Origin of the sequence: Arachnia propionica (genome assembly GCF_037055325.1) — a bacterium.
Classification (GTDB): Bacteria; Actinomycetota; Actinomycetes; order Propionibacteriales; family Propionibacteriaceae; genus Arachnia.
In genome coordinates this window covers 2731098-2745027 of sequence record NZ_CP146373.1, presented here as the reverse complement: position 1 = coordinate 2745027, position 13930 = coordinate 2731098, and the positions used below count along the sequence as shown (strand labels likewise).

Here is a 13930-nt window from a genome sequence, read left to right as displayed (position 1 = left end):
TGCTGGATGACGTGTTCTCCCCGCCTGGTCGGACCGGTCAGACGAGGAAACGGAAGTAGGGGCTGGTGGAATCGACCTCGTTGACCTCCATGCCGCACTCGGTGATGCGGGCCAGGAGGAAACGGTAGTCCCCGGGGTTGCTGAGTTCGACGCCGACCAGGGCCGGGCCGACCTCACGGCTGGAGCGTTTCACGTACTCGAAGTAGGTGATGTCGTCGTCGGGGCCGAGCACCTCGTCGAGGAAACGCCGCAACGCGCCCGGTTGCTGCGGGAAGTTGACCAGGAAGTAGTGCTTGCGACCCTCGTGCAGCAGCGACCGCTCCACGACGTCGGCGTAGCGGGCGACGTCGTTGTTGCCACCCGAGACGATGCTCAGCACTCGCGACCCACCGGGAATGTGGATGCGTGTGCCCACCCCGCCGGTGGGCAGGGCGGCGGCTGCGAGGGCCCCGGCGGGTTCGGCGATGATGCCGTCGGTCTGGTACATCGCGAGCATCTCGGAGCACACCTGCCCCTCGGGGATGCGGGTCAGTTCGATCTTCGCCTCGTTGATGACGCCGAAGGTGTAGTCACCGACGAGACTGACCGCGGCACCGTCGACGAAGGTGTCGATGTTGTTCAGCGGGAACGGGCGTCCCGCGGAGATCGCGGCCGCCACGCACGGCGCCCCGTCCGGTTCCACCCCGACGATTCGCACCTGCGGGTGGTGGGTGCGCAACCAGGCCGCGGCACCCGACATCAAACCGCCGCCACCGACGGGCAGGATGACGACATCCGGCACGAACCCGAGCTGTTCGACGGCCTCCGCGATGGCGGTGCCCTGCCCGGCGGCGGTGCGCGGGTCGTTGAAGGCGGGCACGAGGATGCGTCCGTTGTGCTCCGCGAACTGTGCCGCGGCCCGGGAGGCCTGGTCGTAGGTGGAGCCCTCCATGACGAGCTCGACGTGACCGCGTCCCAAGGCCTGGATGCGGTCGCGTTTCTGCCGGGGCGTGGTGGTGGGAACGTACACCACCGCGCCGATGCCCAGCGTCGCCGCTGCGAATGCGACCCCCTGTCCGTGGTTGCCGGCGGACGCGCACACCACACCGGCTTCCCGTGCCTCGGGTGGGAGTTGCGAGATCAGGTTGTAGGCGCCTCGCAGCTTGTAGGAACGAACGGGCTGGAGATCCTCACGTTTCAACCACACCTCGGAGCCGGTGGCCTCCGTGAGCCGCTGGTTCAGTTCTACGGGGGTGATGCGGGCCACCCCTTTCAGTCGGTCGCGGGCGTCGGGAATGAGGGCAGCCAGATCGGAAAGCACAGTCACGGCCCCAATTGTGCTCGTCGGAGACGGGATCCGCACTCTTCACGGGGACACGTCGCCGCGTTCTTCTGCAGCTCCCGTGGCTGCTCCGGGTCCGGGACGACCCGTGATGATGCAGGAGCGGGGGACGCTCAGTCCTCCACGATGACCGCGTAGCCCGCGGATCGGGGGCGCCGGGAGATGAACTGCTCCTGGGCGTATTGGATGATGGAGCGCGTCGACCAGCCATCCACCACTGCACCCACCCCGCCGCCGACCAGGGGGATCTTTTTGGCCAGGAAAACACCAAGCCGTTTGCCCCCGATGTGGTTCATCGACTGCTCCAGGAGAGCCCGGGACACGCGGGCGTCGAGTCGCGGGTCGAAGGCGGGGGCGGTGGCGACGGCGGCTGCGGAACTGGGCAGGTCACCTGCTGCGATGAGAGCCGCGGATCCGCGCGGGCCGAGCATGACCACGAGGATCGCGGTGCGGACCCGGGGATCGTCCAGTTCGTAGCCGCGCAGGTGTGCGATGCCAGCGACAGCACGCGCCTGGATGAAGGCGGCTGCGGCCATGTTCGCGGGAATGGTCACCAACGACAGCAGGAAACCACCCCAGTTCGTCGCGAATCCTTGGCCGCCGGCCAGTGCGATGTGCTGATTCGACAGCCCGCGGATGGCGTTCTCGTGGTTCTGCTGGTGGCGCAGCTGGTTGTTCGCGATGGCACGGGCTCCCAGGAGTTTTCCGCGACCCGTGATGGCGAGATCCAGGAGGCGGTGGAAGGCGTCCGAGGTCAGGCCTTCGGTCGTCGCAACCATCTTGTTGTTGGTGTCTTTGGCGTCGCTCATCCTCTCACCGTCCTTCTACCCCAACCCGCATTATGTCATTGTGAAAGATTTTGCTGCGTGTACCAACCAAAATCTTCACCGTGGTCGATGAAATCATCAAATGGCCCCCAGGCCAGCGGGAGACCCCGTAATCCTGTAAGACTGGGACCCGTGCTCGACAACGTCTTCGGCTCACCCGATGCCTGGCCGGACTCCGACCTGATCGGGTACAGCGACGAGTTCGACCCCGCCTTGGCGCTGGTTGCCTACCGCTGCGGGGTGTTCCCCATGCCCATAGAAAAGTGGATGGGGTGGTGGTCGCCCCTGCGACGTGCCGTGCTGCCCCCCGGGGGGTTGCGCATCACCCGGTCGCTGCGCAAGATGGCGGCACGTTACACCACCACCGTCGACCGCGCCTTTCCCGACGTGCTGGCCGCCTGCGCCGACCCGAAACGTCCTGACGGGTGGATCGATGACCGCATCGCCTTCGCCTACACTGCCCTCCATCAGGCCGGATACGCTCACAGCGTCGAGACCTGGGATGCCGACGGTCGGCTGGTCGGGGGGCTCTACGGGGTGCATCAGGGAGGGCTGTTCGCGGGGGAATCCATGTTCCACCATTCCGAACTGGGCCGCGACGCATCTAAGGTGGCGTTGCTGAGGCTGGTGGCAGAACTCGCCCGGGCCCGCGTCGATCTGCTGGACGTGCAGTGGCTGACGCCACATTTGGCGAGTCTCGGAGTGATCGAACTGTCCCGCGCCGACTACCTGGCCCGGCTGGACATTGCCCTGGAAGGAGAGCATCGCAACACGTGGGCGAAAGCTCAACGGTGGGATTCCCGACAGCTGCTGGCGGCCCACGCCTGAGGCGCTGCCTGCCTCCTCCGAGAGCACGTCGCACGGTGGGTGAATCTGCTTCTTCGGTCGCGTGCACGGTTGGCCCGATGCGCTCGGGGGTGATGTGGGGGTGTGGTTTAGCTGGCGATCGGTATGGCGGAGAACCGGGCGTTCGTGTGGGTCCGGGTCATGGTTTCGGGCAGGCCTGCCACGATGTCCTGCCGGTGACGACTCGATTCGTCCCACGAGGTCTGTGCCGTGGTCCAGGCGCGCCGGGCGGTGTCATCCCACTGCGCCATGGAGCTAGCCAACTCGCCCTGCAACCTCGCCAGGAGGGTGCTCAGCTCGGCGTTGGCCTCGACCAGCCCCGCGATGCCCTCGGGGAGTACTGCCGTGGTGCGACCACGCCGGGGGCTCGCGGGGCTTCTCCGGCGGTCCCGGGTGGGTGTGCGACGTGCGGGAGGGATGGGCACCTCTGTTTGTCCCGTCAGGCTGGCATGCACCATGTCGAGGCCCTGTTTCACGCGTTCGCACTCGGAGTCGAAACGGCTGTAGTCGTGCTGGAACACGGTGAACTCGTCCGCGTCCCAGTGTGCGGCGAGCACGGGGAGTTGTTTCTGCAGCCGGATCTGAAGGTCGTGGATCTGCTGGTGTTTCGTCTCGACCTGTCCAGCGGCCTGTGCCATCACGGGGTTGTCCGCGTGCTCGGTGACCATGGTGTTCTCTTCCGGTCGGGTTTTGTTAAAAACGACCATATTCCCGGGAGGGGTCATCGAAGGGATGTCGCAGCCACGGCGGGTCACACGGCGATACCCTGTGCGGGTGCTCGGATATTTCGGACCCGCAGGGACGTTCACTCATCAGGCCTTGCTCGGCATTGATGAGTCCGATGGGGTTCCCTTCGCCAGCGTCGGCGAGGCTCTGGATGCCGTCAGGCAGGGGCAGGTCGATGGTGTCGTGGTGCCGATCGAGAACTCCGTGGAGGGCGGGGTCTCCGCCACCCTCGACAAGCTCGTCGACGGCGATCCCCTCGCGATCACCGGTGAGGTGGTGATCCCCGTCGAATTCGGGATCTACGTGCGCCCCGGCACCACCCTCGACGACGTCACCTCGGTGCTCACCCACGGACACGCGGCAGCGCAGTGCCGCGACTGGCTGGCCACGATGCTCCCCGGCGCGCAGGTGACGGAGGCCGGTTCCACGGCGGGCGCGGCCAAGGAGGTCGCGGACCCGGCTTCCCGTTACGACGCTGCGATTTGTGCGCGGGTCGCGGGCCGGCTCTACGGGCTCGAGGAGCTGGCCCATTCCATCGAGGACAATCCGGGAGCGGTGACCCGTTTCGTCGTGGTTTCCCGTCCGGGTCGGGTGCCGGAACGCACCGGCGCGGACAAGACCACCCTGGTGGCCTACATGCACCAGGACCACCCGGGAGCCCTGCTGGAGATCCTGCAACAGTTCGCGGTGCGCGGGGTGAACCTGTGTCGCATCGAGTCGCGCCCCACCAAGACCATCCTCGGCAGTTACTGCTTCGCCATCGACGCGGAGGGCCACCTGGGTGATCGCCGCCTCGCCGAGGCCCTCCTCGGGTTGCGGCGGATCTGTCGTGACGTGCTTTTCCTCGGCTCCTACCCGCGCGCCGACGCCCAACCAGCCGACGTGCGCCGAGGCTTCGACGACGAGGCGTTCGAGGAGGCCTCCGAGTGGTTGCGGTCGCTCGATGCCACCTGAGGTGCTCCGTTGACGCGAGCCGGATGAGCCGGTGTGGGAAGGTGGGGCTGGGAATCGTGGTCCTGCGACCGGGTTTCGCACGACACCCGCGTAGAGTTCATCCCATGATCGATCCCAAGCTGCTGCGCACCGACCCCGACCTCGTCCGACGTTCGCAGGAGGTCCGCGGGGATTCCGTCGAACTCGTCGACGAACTGGTCTCGGCTGATGAGGCACGCCGCTCGGGGATCGCGACCTTCGACAGGCTGCGCGCCGAGCAGAAGGAACTCGGCAGGCTCATCCCCAAGGCTCAGGGCGAGGAGAAGGCCGCACTGCTGGCCCGCACCAAGCAGCTTGCAGCCGAGGTGAAGGCCGCGCAGGAGCAGTCGGAGGCCGCCGGGGACCGGTTCAACGAGCTGATCATGCAGCTCGGCAACATCGTCATCGATGGTGTGCCGCGCGGCGGTGAGGACGACGGCGTCGTGATCGAGACCGTCGGCGTCCCCCGCGACTTTGCCGCCGAGGGTTTCGAACCCAAGGACCATCTGGAGCTCGGCGAGGCGCTGGGCGCCATCGACATGGAACGCGGCACGAAGATCTCCGGGTCGCGGTTCTACGTGCTCACCGGCCTCGGCGCGCGCCTGGAGTTCGCGCTGCTGAACCTGGCCATGACCAAGGCCGTCGAGTGGGGATTCACCGCCATGATCCCCCCGGCGCTGGTGAAACCCGAGGCGATGGCTGGCACCGGTTTCCTCGGTCAGGCCGCCAAGGACGTCTACCACCTCCCCACCGATGATCTTTACCTCGTCGGCACCTCCGAGGTCGCCCTGGCGGCCTTCCACAGCGACGAGATCCTCGACGCCGATTCCCTGCCGCGCCAGTACGCCGCGTTCAGCCCCTGCTTCCGCCGCGAGGCCGGCTCCTACGGCAAGGACACCCGCGGTATCTTCCGGGTTCACTGGTTCGACAAGGTCGAGATGTTCATCCACTGCCTGCCCGAGGACGCCGAGGAGTGGCACCAGCGGCTCCTCGGTTTCGAGAAGGAGTTCCTCGAGGCACTGGAGATTCCCTTCCAGGTGCTCGATGTCGCCTCCGGGGACCTCGGTCTTAGCGCTGCCCGCAAGTACGACTGCTACGCTTGGCTGCCAACCCAGCAGCGCTACCGCGAGGTGACCTCCACCTCCAACTGCACCCAGTTCCAGGCCCGCCGCCTTGGGATCCGGTACCGCACGGAGAAGGGAACCGAGCACGTCGCCACCCTCAACGGCACGCTGTGCGCCATGACCCGGATCATCATCATGCTGCTCGAAAACCATCAGCAGGCCGACGGGTCGGTGCGCGTCCCCGAGGCGCTGCGCCCCCATCTCGGCGGCCTGGAGATGCTCACGGCGGGCTGATCTTCCAGCCCGCGAGCCATTTCCGGGGGTGCCTTGCGCTGGTCGGGTCAGTGACCCCACGAACCCAGGAGAAACGATGACCTTCACACCCGCCCTGGTTGCCCTCGACATCGACGGCACCATCGTCAGCGTCAACGGCGACCTGCCCGGTGACGTGCACGATGCGGTGCGGCGCGTCGTCGCCGCTGGGGTGCCGGTGGTACTCACGACGGGACGGGCCTGGGCCGGAACGCAGAAGATTTTCGATGCCCTTGGTCTGCCGCCCGGTCCGTCGGTGTGCGCGAACGGTGCGATGATCGTGAACTATCCGCCCGTCGAGGTGCTTCACGAGGCCCGTTTCGATCCCGCCGATTCCATCTCCCGGGTGGCTAGACTGGCCCCGAACGCGGCGATCGCGGTCACCGATGGCATGCTGTGGCGGGTCTCGACACCCTTTCCCGAGGGGGAATTGAACGGCGACTTCGTCGTGGAGAGCGTTGAGGAGCTGGCCTCGCGCCCGGTTTCCCGCATCGTGGTGCACGATCCGGAAACCGACGACGACGTCTTCACCGAGATGGTCGAGGCGCTGGGGTTGCGGGAGGTGTCGTACTACATGGGCTGGTCGTCGTGGGTGGACATCGTCCCCAAGGACGTTGACAAGGCCCGGGGCTTGGAGCAGGTGTGCGGGGAACTCGGTGTCGCCGCCGCCGACGTGTTGGCTCTCGGCGACGGCTACAACGACATCGAGATGATCCGGTGGGCCGGTCGTGGGGTTGCGATGGGCGACGCCCCTCATGATGTGAGGGCCGCAGCAGATCACGTCACCGGCGACTTCGAATCCGGTGGGACCGTCCAGGAGTTGGAACGCTGGTTCTAGAGCGCCGCCGAACCGGGACGAGCAGGACGGTGAGGGGAAGATGTCCTGTGAATCCGGTTCGGCGGCGGTTCGTGTGGGAGGGGATCAGGCGACAGAGGAGGCGGGGCTCAGGACCTCGACGGCGGCCTCTAGCACCTCACACTTGCTGGGCTTGCGCTTCTTGGCAATGGACTTCACGACCCCGCTGCGCGCTTCGGCCCGCCTGAGGTGGCGTTTGACCGTCGAGATGGAGCAGCCGACTCGCGCAGCGATGGCGGACAGCGGCTGGGTGGGGTTGGCCTGCCGCAGCCGGTGGATTTCCTCGTGGTCGAAACTGCGGCCTGAACAGACTCCGGCGAAGCTGTCCAGGTCTTCCGGCTCGACGGTGACGTCGAGGCGTGCGCGGATCTCGCGACGCTGGGTTTCGGTGGTGCCGGCCACGAAACCTGCGACGTCGTAGGAGACCACCGCGTCGGTGAGGCACTGGGCGCGCAGAGGGCATTCCCCGCAGAGCTTCGCGGCGTGGGCGGCGAGAGCCGCCTGGGTGCGGATGTCGGCGGCGGTCTCGACGCTGGTCTCGTCCTCCAGGAGAGGATTCTGGAAGAGTGAGGCGAACTTGACGCAAGGGGTGGCGTTGTCGAGAGCGATGGTCACGGTGTGGGTCCTCCTTGCCCTGTGGATGGGGGTCTTCTTGATGCCTGTCACACCAGAGTGGCGGATCTTCCAGAAGCTGATAAGCGCTTTTGGTAAGGGGAGCTACCTGACTTTTGTAGGTATCCGGCTTGCAGGCGGCTGAGTATTCCTACTCAGAAAAATTGCTTTCGCAAACCCGCGCTGACTGAGGTTTGCGTGAACAATTTGTCGTACTTTCGGCCAAAACCCCTAGTCGCGAATCATGGGTGGGTACTCAGGGGTTACCTACCGGGGCGGTATGAGTACTCAGGGATTTTCCGGAGAGTGGGAGGGGTACTCACCAGGCCCAACGAACCCCGTAGCCCCATCCGGGCTGCATGTTCCTGAAGGTGGCGACGGCCTTGTTGTGCATCACCTCGACGGGATGACCGGAAAGAGTGGGGGACATTATTTGGGCGGGCCAGGCGCGGTCGATGCGCTCGACGAGTCGTGGGAGGCGCGCCTCGAAGTGCAGTTCGATTCTTGCGGCGTGCATGGATGTGACGGGCGCCAAGCCGAAGACCGGCTCCAGGCAGTCGTGGTCGGGCAGACGCACGGACACCGAGAAGGTGTGGGATTCCCCGACGTTCAGGCGGCGGGGGAGCCGCAGCTGAACGGTCCATGAGTCGCCGTTTTCCCGAACATCTGACAGCTTGCAGCCCTCGAGGGCGTAGTACTTCAGCTCGGGATCGCGCAGCAGTGGCAGGAACAGGTGCTCGTCGAGGGCATTGATACCGTCGCGGAGGGCCATCACCGTGCGATTCAGCAGGATGGCGGGCGAGTCGTCGCGAAGATCCAGCCGGCAGTGGGTGCTCGTCGTGATGAAGTCGATGTTCTCCAGAGCGGGGGCGTGGTCGCTGGCGAGCAACAGGTGGGTGATCTCGTGGGCGGCTTTCTCGATGTGGCGGTACAGGGTGCGGCGCCCTATGTTCAATGCGGTGGCGGAGTGATTCACCCGCTCCCCGGGGGAGCCGGTGATGTTTCTGCAGAACCCGGCGGCGAACAGGAACGCGCTCCGGGTGCTCTCCTCCAGGTGCGCGGCGCACGACAACAGTGCCTTGGAGACCAGGTGCCTGGCGAAGGGGGAGCCCGGGGTGAGTCCCAGCGTCGTCAGCAAGGGTTCGGGTATCTGGAGATCGGGGTTCTGGATCCCATCGGAGCGTAGTTTCTTGACGGCATTGAACAGTTCGCTGGCCAAGGCCTCCGGATGTTTCGTGGAGGCAGCATCCTTTTCTGAGCTGTCCATGGCGAGATATTAGCTTTGGTCATCAGACTTCTGAACGCGTGGAGAAGAATCCGTTGTCCCGACCGTCTCCGGGGTAATGTCCGTCAATGGATGGTGACGGAAGGAGACTGATGTCCAAGTCCTTTGCGCAGTGGTGCGGGCAGTGGCTGGAGCGGCTGCCGACATGGCCACGGTACGCCCCCAGGGGGTGTGGCGTGACCGTGAACCTCGTTGTCAAACGCCTGTTGCACCCCCGCATCGCCAATGAACCCGCGTGGGTTGGTGTGGGTCGGGGGGAGAGAATCGACGACGAACGTGGCCGGGAGCTGTTGTCATGGCTCGAGGTGCGACGTGAGGTCGTGGAGAAACTGCTGGCCCTGCTGAGGAGCGGAGTCGATGACGCCATGGCTCGGGCGCGCCAGCAGAAGCTGGATGTGACCGTCAGTCGGATCGCCGAGGCGCTGGCCGTCGCCATCGGATCGACGTGGAGGCAGGACGTGGTGCTCACCGACATGGAGGTCGAGTCGGTGTGGGAGGCCTTCCTGTGCAACAGCGTCCCGTTGGGCAGGCGGATGGGCAGGCACGAGTTTGCCGGATACCAGGGACTCTACGATCTGCTTTGGGAGGACGAGGGACACGCCAGCCTGGCCGCCGAACCCTACGGGCGCTACGGGCTGGGTGAGAATGAACGCCCGCCGTTGGTGGTCGAGGAGAGGGAGAACATCTTCCTCGGTCTGCAACGCTCGGTCTTTTCTCGGTTTTCGCTCGCGGCGCGAGAACCGTATGTGAAGGGGAATGCCGATGAGATTGCGCGACGCGAAGTTTCCCGGGCCTGCGCCAGGCTTGGGCTGATCGACGAATCGGCCAGGATTGTGCTGAGAAGCCTGTACGTCGGATTGGTGAATGGGCCGTCGTGTCCCGGATGGAAGCCCCTGGGTACCACACCCGGGAAACGCGCCTGGGACGACGATCTTCTGCCGCTCGGGGAGGAAGCCGATCCGCAGGGCGATCCCTCCCTGGAATGGGAGGGGATTCATGCCGGACTTGCGGCGCTGGCCCAGGCGATGATCGCTACCTTCGCAGGTCGGACCCTTCAGGGGCAGCACCTGAAATGGGCCGAAAAGATGGAGGAGGCCCACCAGGATGCCATGCGCCGCGCCTGGCACGAGTGTTTCCGGCTGGACATGGCCGGCAGGCCCGTCACCGAGGCGAAGGCGTCGAAAATCGTCAGGTGGGCCATCTACGGGGGCATCCCGAGTGGCCAGAAACAACGCAGGGATTTTCGTCGGTTGACGGGCGTCCACCAGGACGAAACCCCGCCGGAGGAAACAGGCGGGATGGTGGAACCCGACCGGCTGGTGATGTTCGGGCGCGCCCTCGAATGGCTGCGCGCCAACGAGGAACGCGCCCTGGCGGTTGTCCGGGGCGAGGAGGACGCGACCGCTGAGTATGCGCGCGCCGCCTCCGAGCTGGGGCTTCCGAGCATCGACGAGGTGTGCCATCACATGGACCAGGACTGGAAACAATGAGTGGAACCGACAAACAGATCGTCATCGAGGCGCTCGGTGGTGGCCCGGTGCAGATAGGAGCAGGAGGACCGGCGCCGGCGGGAAATGTCACGCTGCCCCTGGAAACCGTCGTCGTCGCGGTGAACCCCGCCGAACCCGAAGAGGCGCCCTGCTGCCTGGTGGCCGACGTCGAGGTGTCCCGTGAGGAGCTGGCCGATCTCTACGGAAATGCGGTGGCCGGGCTCGCGTCGCAGGCAGCCGGGTGGGACGGGCCGGGGCGGGTCGGAAAACTGCCTCTCGTACCCGACGACGAGGACATGTCCGAGGCGGTGGTGCGGCTCGGGGTGGTGCGGTGGCTGCAGGAATGGTCGCCGCTGCCGCTCGACTGGCGGCTGCTGCGGCTGGAGGAACTGACGCTGGTGGCCTCGCTCAGCGGGCATCTCGTGGACGAACCCGACCCGCTGCCCGAACTGGCGGAGCTGTGCAGGTACTTCCACAACCACCGTGACGAGGACGATTTCACGCCCCTGGTCGGGCTGCTCGGGGACGCGCTGGAGCAGGTCGCGAACCAGCCCCCGATGACCGGGGACTCGGGTGACTGGGCGCGCCAACTGCTGGCCACCTGGCCCGTCGGGGGGGAAACCGCGCCACCCGGGCGGCTGGACGCTGAACTCATTGACAGGTTCAGGCCCGAATTTGCCCTGGCGGCGGGCGCAGAGGAATGGGGAGCGCTCGTCGAATCCGTGACCGTCGACTGGGAGCAGGTGCCGCGCGGCTGGGTGGGAACGGACGAGAACAACGCTCGATGGGTGCTGGACCTCGACGTCGACGGTGCGGCCCACTGCGCGGTCGCGGTGGACGGGCCGCAGGAGGTGCGCTGGTTCGGTGGGTTGCCCTGGGGGAGGGAACCGGGTGAGGGCGACCGGCTCGGTTTCGACCTGCTGTCCGGAGCGATCCCCGAACCGGTGCTGAGCGGCCAGCTCGACTACGACCCACAGGCCCGCAGCTGGGGTGGGTCGGTGACCGGGACGGTGGCGCAAACGGCCAGGTTGCAACGGGACCGCGACGCGGACGCCGGGATGTCGCTTCGGGTGTGCCACGACACGACCCGGCGGGACATTCCGGAACCGGCGGCGGTAGCGCGCCGCTGGTCGGTGCGGGGGGTGAGCGCCCTGAGGCTCCTGACCGCTGCCGACGACCTGGATCTGCGTGCCGGAGCGGTCGCGGCCCTGACGGAGGCGATTGCGTGCTGGGAGGTGGCCGGACGGAAACGCGACGCCGAGGCCTGCCGTGGTCTGCTGCGCACGGTGGGGTCGGACGAGTGGAAGAACTGGGTGGGCCTCACCGTCGCCGAACGATGGCTGCTCCACCCGAGGTCGTGAGAACGTGAAGGCGGGGTGCGCATCGCGCACCCCGCGGTTTGTTGATGCCACGGCCCGGGCCGTTCGGCTCATCACCAACTCCACAACATGAGCTTTCACCTCCTGAATCCTGAGGACGGGGCTTTCCCGCCACCCGACTTTCGGATCCAGCGGCACCCGGGAATGTGGTCGTGGGGCGAACCCTGAGGTTCGCCCCACGAACGATGAGATTGCGGTTCGCAGCCTCGGCTGCTCGTCATGTCACCAACGCCACAGCATGGTGCACCTCCTTCTGTGAAGCTGAGGGACCATCCCTCACAGCACATACGGATCCAGGGGTGTGGTGATGTCGCCCAGGCTTCGATTGCGCTCCCGAACGGGAAGGAAACTCCCCACCAGTGGCGAGGCAACGGCTGCCTCGTCCGTCAGTGATGAGTGAGGCCACGAAAGGAGAACCGCAATGACGTCATCACGACCCCCGGTGCGGGGCACCGGCCCCGTTTTCATTTCCTACCATCAGGGGAGCGGGACCGTCGATGCCGAGTTCATCGAAACCTATCTGCGCGTCGGGGGGATCGTGCCGTGGCGTGACATCCGTGACCTCGAGACCGGAACGGTCGAACGCAACGTCACCCAGGCCTTCGGGGAGGGGCTGAGCGGTGGGATTCTGCTGCTCTCCAGCGGTATCTCCAAGAGTTGTTTCGTGCCCGAGACCGAGGTGCCGCTGCTGGTCGAGGTCCAGAAGAAAGACCCGGAGGGTTTCCAGCTGCACATCATCAACACCTTCCGGAAACCCGGTTCCCCGGACGAATGCGACATCGATGCTCCCAGCAAACAGCTAGGGGCGAAATACCCGGAAGCGGAACAGCTCAGAGACCATCTCCAGTGGCGGCTGCTGCGCTCCGATGACGAGGGTGGCACAACGGTCAGCGAACTGAATCAGGTCCTTGGCAGCCTACTGCGCAACCGCCTCAAGGTGCGCCGACCGGAGCTCGGCGACGGGGAGATCGAGATTGGTCTTCAGACCCGGCCCGAACCCAACCACCTGCCCGCGGACAGCCGCACCGTCCCGGAGGCCGACCTCCACATTCGGCTCCGGCAGGATTCCGCCACGCAGATCCCGGAGGAACTCGACTACCGCTGCCTGCAGCAGGCGCTGCCGGTTCTCATCGACGCACTCGACGCGGCCCGGATCAGGCGCCTCCTCTTCCGGGGAGGCTGCCACCCGAGCCTGGCATGGGCGCTCGGTTCTGCGCTACCGCACGCCCGTGAGATCGAACGCTTCACCTGGCGCGACACCTACGGCAAGGAGTGGACCTCCACGGACGAACCCGCGGAATGCAGCACCAGTATCTGCCTGGAAACCCTGAACCCCGACGGGACCAGATGCCCCCTCGGGTTCGCCCCCGACGAGATGCCCTCCAGCGCCGAGCTGCAACGGGCCCTCTGGGGGAATGCACCCGCAAAGAACCTCGTCGTGCTGTTGGCCGCCGACGACCTGCGTCCCTCGCCCCTGCTCGCTCTGGCCAAGAAGCTGGATGACGCGCCGGTGCTGGTCATCAACCTCCACACCCCCTCCGCCGATGGTGTCAAGAAATGGATGGACCACACGGAAGGGAACGAGCTGGCCAGGCGCGTGGGCGGAATCCTCCGGAGCCTCGCGGACCTCGCCACCACTCTGCATCTCGCGGTCAGCGCACCCGTGGCCATGGCGGCCCTGACGGCCCGCTGGTGCAACACCCTGACGATCGATTTCTACGAACTCGGCAACACCGGCATGGGTGTTCGCGAATACATCCGGGTGTTGCGCACCGAATCCGGGAACAGTTCCCCCATCACGGGAGTCTTTCCCCAGGGCATGCCCCAGGTGGACGAGGTGAAGAAACTCGTCAACCTCACCCCGCACGACGTCACCTACTATCCCGAGGCGGGGGAACCGTTCACGTGGGCGGCCCCCGAGGGCTCCGACCAGTGGGTGCGACGCCAGGAGCAGTCTGAAGAACTGCCGTCGCTCCGGGTGCAGGGACGCGAGATCCCGGTGACGAGGATCCGGCAGGGAGACATCGCCCCGAAGCCGGATCCGGTGTCGGGGGTCGGATACATCGTGCCGCGGATCAGCGCCGAGATGGCCCGCAGACCCGATTTCTTCTTCCCGCACGGCGAGGTCCGCGGCCAAGGCGGCAGCATCATCGGATGTCGCAGACTCGGATGTTTCGAGGCGGTCTCGAACAAGGTGCTGCCCTACCTCGAATTCCTCGATCCCATCCCACAGGACTGAA

General features: G+C 66.2%; 12 protein-coding genes. 7 read left to right on the top strand and 5 right to left on the bottom strand.

Annotated elements, in window-relative coordinates; translation table 11 throughout:
* Positions 1-37: 37 nt before the first annotated feature.
* Positions 38-1306: a threonine ammonia-lyase IlvA gene (gene ilvA, locus V7R84_RS12705; RefSeq protein WP_338569628.1), complete on the bottom strand. Its 1269-nt coding sequence runs from the start codon at positions 1304-1306 to the stop codon at positions 38-40.
* Positions 1307-1434: 128 nt separating this feature from the next.
* Positions 1435-2130: an EcsC family protein gene (locus tag V7R84_RS12700; protein ID WP_338569627.1), complete on the bottom strand. Its 696-nt coding sequence runs from the start codon at positions 2128-2130 to the stop codon at positions 1435-1437.
* Positions 2131-2280: 150 nt separating this feature from the next.
* Here V7R84_RS12700 and aat point away from each other — a divergent pair, with 150 nt between their 5' ends.
* On the top strand, positions 2281-2976 hold the full coding sequence (gene aat, locus V7R84_RS12695; protein WP_338569626.1) for a leucyl/phenylalanyl-tRNA--protein transferase: 696 nt from the start codon (positions 2281-2283) through the stop codon (positions 2974-2976).
* Positions 2977-3083: 107 nt separating this feature from the next.
* Here the strand turns inward: aat and V7R84_RS12690 are convergent, their stop codons facing one another.
* Complete coding sequence (locus V7R84_RS12690) at positions 3084-3662, bottom strand: WXG100 family type VII secretion target (RefSeq protein WP_338569625.1); 579 nt, start codon at positions 3660-3662, stop codon at positions 3084-3086.
* Between the two features lie 106 nt (positions 3663-3768).
* On the opposite strand from V7R84_RS12690, the gene pheA reads away from it, so the two are divergent.
* From pheA to V7R84_RS12675, 3 genes are all read left to right on the top strand, one after another.
* Positions 3769-4674, top strand: coding sequence for a prephenate dehydratase (pheA, locus tag V7R84_RS12685; RefSeq protein WP_338569622.1), 906 nt, complete (start codon positions 3769-3771; stop codon positions 4672-4674).
* A 104-nt stretch (positions 4675-4778) separates the two neighbouring features.
* Positions 4779-6050 (top strand): serine--tRNA ligase, encoded by a 1272-nt coding sequence (gene serS / locus V7R84_RS12680; RefSeq protein WP_338569619.1) that lies wholly within the window; start codon positions 4779-4781, stop codon positions 6048-6050.
* A 76-nt stretch (positions 6051-6126) separates the two neighbouring features.
* A complete protein-coding gene (locus V7R84_RS12675; protein ID WP_338569616.1) occupies positions 6127-6906 on the top strand; it encodes an HAD family hydrolase in 780 nt (259 codons plus the stop codon).
* A gap of 84 nt (positions 6907-6990) precedes the next feature.
* On the opposite strand, the gene V7R84_RS12670 is transcribed toward V7R84_RS12675, so the two are convergent.
* Both V7R84_RS12670 and V7R84_RS12665 read right to left on the bottom strand, forming a co-directional pair.
* Positions 6991-7539, bottom strand: a complete 549-nt coding sequence (locus V7R84_RS12670; RefSeq protein WP_338569614.1) for a WhiB family transcriptional regulator — start codon at positions 7537-7539, stop codon at positions 6991-6993.
* Positions 7540-7855: 316 nt separating this feature from the next.
* Positions 7856-8803 (bottom strand): hypothetical protein, encoded by a 948-nt coding sequence (locus V7R84_RS12665; protein WP_338569612.1) that lies wholly within the window; start codon positions 8801-8803, stop codon positions 7856-7858.
* Positions 8804-8913: 110 nt separating this feature from the next.
* Between V7R84_RS12665 and V7R84_RS12660 the strand changes: the two genes are divergently transcribed.
* The 3 genes from V7R84_RS12660 to V7R84_RS12650 all read left to right on the top strand — a co-directional run bounded on the left by V7R84_RS12660 (position 8914) and on the right by V7R84_RS12650 (position 13929).
* Positions 8914-10311 carry a hypothetical protein gene (locus tag V7R84_RS12660; protein WP_338569611.1) on the top strand — a complete coding sequence of 466 codons (1398 nt, stop codon included), beginning with the start codon at positions 8914-8916 and terminating at the stop codon, positions 10309-10311.
* Positions 10308-11672 (top strand): hypothetical protein, encoded by a 1365-nt coding sequence (locus tag V7R84_RS12655; RefSeq protein ID WP_338569609.1) that lies wholly within the window; start codon positions 10308-10310, stop codon positions 11670-11672. The genes V7R84_RS12660 and V7R84_RS12655 overlap by 4 nt, the downstream gene beginning before the upstream one ends.
* A 439-nt stretch (positions 11673-12111) precedes the next feature.
* Positions 12112-13929 carry a hypothetical protein gene (locus V7R84_RS12650; RefSeq protein WP_338569607.1) on the top strand — a complete coding sequence of 606 codons (1818 nt, stop codon included), beginning with the start codon at positions 12112-12114 and terminating at the stop codon, positions 13927-13929.
* The last annotated feature ends 1 nt before the right edge of the window (position 13930 follow it).

Excerpts from the sequence above, each read along its gene's own strand:
- V7R84_RS12700 (WP_338569627.1), bottom strand. The coding sequence starts at position 2,130 with ATGAGCGACGCCAAAGACACCAACAACAAGATGGTTGCGACGACCGAA.
- V7R84_RS12690 (WP_338569625.1), bottom strand. The coding sequence starts at position 3,662 with ATGGTCACCGAGCACGCGGACAACCCCGTGATGGCACAGGCCGCTGGA.
- serS (WP_338569619.1), top strand. The coding sequence starts at position 4,779 with ATGATCGATCCCAAGCTGCTGCGCACCGACCCCGACCTCGTCCGACGT.
- V7R84_RS12675 (WP_338569616.1), top strand. The coding sequence starts at position 6,127 with ATGACCTTCACACCCGCCCTGGTTGCCCTCGACATCGACGGCACCATC.
- V7R84_RS12665 (WP_338569612.1), bottom strand. The coding sequence starts at position 8,803 with ATGGACAGCTCAGAAAAGGATGCTGCCTCCACGAAACATCCGGAGGCC.
- V7R84_RS12660 (WP_338569611.1), top strand. The coding sequence starts at position 8,914 with ATGTCCAAGTCCTTTGCGCAGTGGTGCGGGCAGTGGCTGGAGCGGCTG.
- V7R84_RS12655 (WP_338569609.1), top strand. The coding sequence starts at position 10,308 with ATGAGTGGAACCGACAAACAGATCGTCATCGAGGCGCTCGGTGGTGGC.
- V7R84_RS12650 (WP_338569607.1), top strand. The coding sequence starts at position 12,112 with ATGACGTCATCACGACCCCCGGTGCGGGGCACCGGCCCCGTTTTCATT.